The organism is Roseovarius sp. D22-M7 (assembly GCF_037083785.1).
In the GTDB taxonomy this organism is placed as follows: Bacteria; Pseudomonadota; Alphaproteobacteria; order Rhodobacterales; family Rhodobacteraceae; genus Roseovarius.
Genome location: NZ_JBAPKY010000124.1, coordinates 1 through 3,615 on the forward strand (window position 1 = coordinate 1; position 3,615 = coordinate 3,615).

Genomic DNA, 3,615 nt, shown 5'->3' on the forward strand with positions numbered 1-3,615 from the left:
TCAACGCCCTCGGCACCGCCGAGATCGCTCGCGTGGGCTGACCTCAGTGGGGTAAGGGGAAGTCATGCCTCAGGCCTGAGTTCTGCAACAATGCCCATTGGATGTCAAATCACTTGACCTCAATACAAATCAAGGTGAACATGACGCTCTATAGTAGTTGTATTTCGGGTATTTTGATTAAAATCGAACGGCGAAGTTAGCATGATTAAATTGTCTAACGTCCAGTTGAACCGTCTTACGCAGGGCAACTTTTCTGACCGGATGGCCCTGCTGTTGCATAAACATTACGCAGACGACCTGCCGGATCCTGCAGACCCCGAACTGCAGAAGTTCGTGCAGACCCAGTCAGAAGTGGCGCGGAGTCACGGTTTTTCCAAGGAGCGCGAAGTCGCCACCTATATCCTTGCCGCCTGGATCCTAGGCGCGGATTTCGACACAGCGATGCCAGCGGTGGCCGAATGCTTGGCTTCAACGACCTTGTCGTCCGAACAGAAGGCAGACTGGCTGGAGATTTACACAATTACCCTGCTCGATGTACTGAGCGCAAAATGAAGCGTCCTCCCGGCAGCGAGTTGTTCAAATTCGCCGAGAAGGCAACGCCTGAGGCGCAGGAGCTCGCCAAAGAAATGGTTGCGTCTAAGGCGGCAGCCGACCGGACGATCGCCGATCGGATTCGGGACGCGGCGGTGGCGGCCGCAGCGGCTGGCCAGGCGGCGGGCTCGGCAGCCAAAGCGACGGCCGAAGCCGTGGCCGATACTGTGGTCGCTACCGGCAAGGCGGTGGGCTCTGCAGCCATCGCAGGGGCCGATTGGGTCGCGGAGCGTGGCAAGGATGTATTGGCAGTCGGTGGGTCGGCCGTGGTCGTTACTTTAGCAATCGGGTTGGGGTCCAGGGCATATGTGGAATCGAAAGTCCTCGAACCCTTCAACGATGTTCGGAGAACATTCGGAGACGGGCCGTGTTTCGAATGCGAGGCGGCAGCAAGTGCAGGGCAAAGAAAGACAAGAATCCGGAATCGCGAAAGACTGATGGAACTTGCCAATGCCATCGGCAACGATGACTTGAAGCGCCATGCGGAAACCCTCAAGGATGACATGGAGGGTGTTGAAATGGCCCGTTTGTCTGACGATGTTTACCGCTGCTGGCCTACAGACGGCTCTGAATGCAAAGACAAACCGGAGCCGCCTGCACCTTGGTCCGCCGTACTCGATGAAAATGAACTCAAAGAAATGGGGATTAAACCGGCCTTTCTAAAGGAGGCAAAGGCGCGTATATACAGGCTGCCCGAAGGTTTTCCCGGAGGTCCGAAGACAGTGCTCGCCTTTCGCGGCACTACTGGCGATCTCAAGGACATACACACCAACCATGACCAGGCGCTTCAGTTGGAGGAGCAGCAGTATAGGGCCGCCAAAGCGCTGGGAAGGCAGTTGGCGAGGGCGCAAAATCTGGGGAAGGCCCCAAATGCTATGGTCACCGGCCATTCTCTTGGAGGAGGCAAGGCGCAGGCTGCAGGAGTTGCCGGAGGTTTGTCCGGAATAATGCATAATTCGGCTGGCCTTAGTCCGGCCACGGTTCCAGGTAAAAACCTCACAGGAGCCGCGTCGCGGTTCACGCAATACCGCTCATCCAATGATCCGCTGACCGGTTTGCAAAATAGCCTGGCCGCCCAAACTGCAGTGGTAGCTGCCCTGACTCCATTGGTCCGGGTCGCAAGTATGACGCCCATAAAGTCGCTGATCGACGACAAACTTGTTGCAGGCGATCACGAGAGGGCAGCGCTCTTTGCACGGATTCTTGGCGACGGATCTGACGGGCCGGCGACGGCCAAATCAACCCTGGATCGTGCCGAAGAAAACATGCGGAAATATGGCTACGCCATTCCGCCGGCTTTGGGTAAGATCAATACGGTCGAGCCGAGGTTGTCTGATGGTGCTGTTATCGGTAGCATGGACGCTGGCAACCAGCACTCATGCGTAAATTTGATAAACGGGATAGAGCAGCGTAAGTATGACACAATCGATACCATGCGCAGCGCACTCGGCAACCCTGGTCGGCAATCAGACTATATTGCGGGCCCGGGTGGTGGTGTTATTGGAATAATGAAGCACTATCTTAACTGACCGATCATCCAGGACCAAAGCCTGAGGGATACAGCGAGCATCATGGATCTTAGTGCCCCTTTCTTTAAAGATGCCCGGCTGGAAGCTGTAGCGCGCGGGATCTTGAACCATGACGATACCCCGCTGCGCACGGCTCTTGCCGAAGGGCTCCCTCTCGATGTTCCCGGGCGCGACGGAATACGGCTGTCACATTTGGCAATGTCGCCTGCGGATCCGTCGATGCTGGCGTTGCTCATCGAAGCAGGAGGCGACATCAACGCGACCACAGGAGAGGGGGTCAGCTTGGCTCAACTCGCTGCGGGGCGCGGGGACGGCACCGCAGATCACCTTCAGGTGCTTCTGGACGCGGGGCTTGATGTGAACCGGGTCACTGGTAGTCTCGAAGTCCCGACGCTGATGCACGCCGTCTTTGGCGGGAACTTGGACGCAGCAGAGATCTTGCTGGATCATGGTGCGGACCCCAATTGGTCGTCTCCATTCGAAGGCACTGCCATGCATGTGGCCATGATCACTCCAGACCTTGAAATGGCGCGGCTGTTGTTGGAACGCGGCACCGATCCGCGGATCACCACGAAATGGGAACCATCGGTCCCAGAATCCTGGTGCTTCAATGCGAACCTGAGTCCGATGCAACCTTCTGCCAAGATGATCGCCGAATTCGAGTCGTTGAATGCGCTGATGTTACGGCTACACGGGATTGAATTTCCTTGCTATCTTGACGGCTCGCCACGGAGGAGTTGAACCAACCCATGCCCCCTGCCGCCCGTATTTCAGATCTTCACGCCTGCCCAATGATCACCCCTGGCACGCCCCCAGTACCCCACGTCGGCGGGCCGGTGATCACTGGCTTTGCCACCGTCCTGATCGGCGGTTCCCCTGCCGCGCGAGTGTCAGATACATGCACTTGCGTCGGCCCGCCCGACACCATCGTGCGCGGCTCAGCCGGGGTTGTGATAGGCGGCATGCCAGCCGCGCGGATTGGCGACAGTACGGTCCATGGCGGCGTCATCACCACCGGGTTTCCGACTGTCCTGATCGGCGAGGTTAGCGGCGGGCCGGCCGGACCGATGGGGCCAAACATGGGCGGCGCGAGCGTGGCGCAGGATCAGGTCCGCACGCTGCGCAGCGCAGCCGCAGCCGGTGCCCCCTTCGTTAGGCCCTGTCGGTGATCCGACTTTTCGGGATCGTTGATGCCGCCTGCGACCCTGCAATTCATTCCCTGATACTGGAGATACCCGCACGTGCCTGTCTTTTCGCGGGTGATGTACACCCCGAGGTAGCTGCGGCAGCGCCTTGGATTGTTGAACTTGTACCTGACGCCGAGTTGTCCTCAGAGTGGCAGAGTAAGGGATGGAGGCAGAACTGGGGGATATTATTGCGTTCGGAACTTCTGATAAATGGTAAGCGCCAGCTGGGCCCCACGGGCTTTTCAGCTTGACGTCTGGAAGTTCCAAGGGAGGAGTTCGTCGATCCGGTTTTTCGGATGGCCGGCGGC

Annotated in this window: 5 protein-coding genes; all 5 read left to right on the top strand. The window is 58.2% G+C overall.

What is annotated here, in order from left to right; all coding sequences use genetic code 11:
• The first annotated feature begins 201 nt into the window (after positions 1-201).
• The 5 genes from V8324_RS21325 to V8324_RS22540 are packed head-to-tail and all read left to right on the top strand — an operon-like array spanning position 202 to position 3,558.
• A complete protein-coding gene (locus V8324_RS21325; RefSeq protein ID WP_336421904.1) occupies positions 202-552 on the top strand; it encodes a hypothetical protein in 351 nt (116 codons plus the stop codon).
• Positions 549-2,120: a hypothetical protein gene (locus V8324_RS21330; RefSeq protein ID WP_336421905.1), complete on the top strand. Its 1,572-nt coding sequence runs from the start codon at positions 549-551 to the stop codon at positions 2,118-2,120. Before V8324_RS21325 ends, V8324_RS21330 begins: the two co-directional genes overlap by 4 nt.
• Positions 2,121-2,162: 42 nt before the next feature.
• The gene (locus V8324_RS21335; RefSeq protein WP_336421906.1) at positions 2,163-2,861 is read left to right on the top strand and encodes an ankyrin repeat domain-containing protein; all 699 of its coding nucleotides are present in this window, start codon (positions 2,163-2,165) and stop codon (positions 2,859-2,861) included.
• A 50-nt stretch (positions 2,862-2,911) separates the two neighbouring features.
• The gene (locus tag V8324_RS21340) at positions 2,912-3,289 is read left to right on the top strand and encodes a PAAR domain-containing protein (protein ID WP_336421907.1); all 378 of its coding nucleotides are present in this window, start codon (positions 2,912-2,914) and stop codon (positions 3,287-3,289) included.
• Positions 3,286-3,558 (top strand): DUF4123 domain-containing protein, encoded by a 273-nt coding sequence (locus tag V8324_RS22540; protein WP_442970594.1) that lies wholly within the window; start codon positions 3,286-3,288, stop codon positions 3,556-3,558. The genes V8324_RS21340 and V8324_RS22540 overlap by 4 nt, the downstream gene beginning before the upstream one ends.
• The last annotated feature ends 57 nt before the right edge of the window (positions 3,559-3,615 follow it).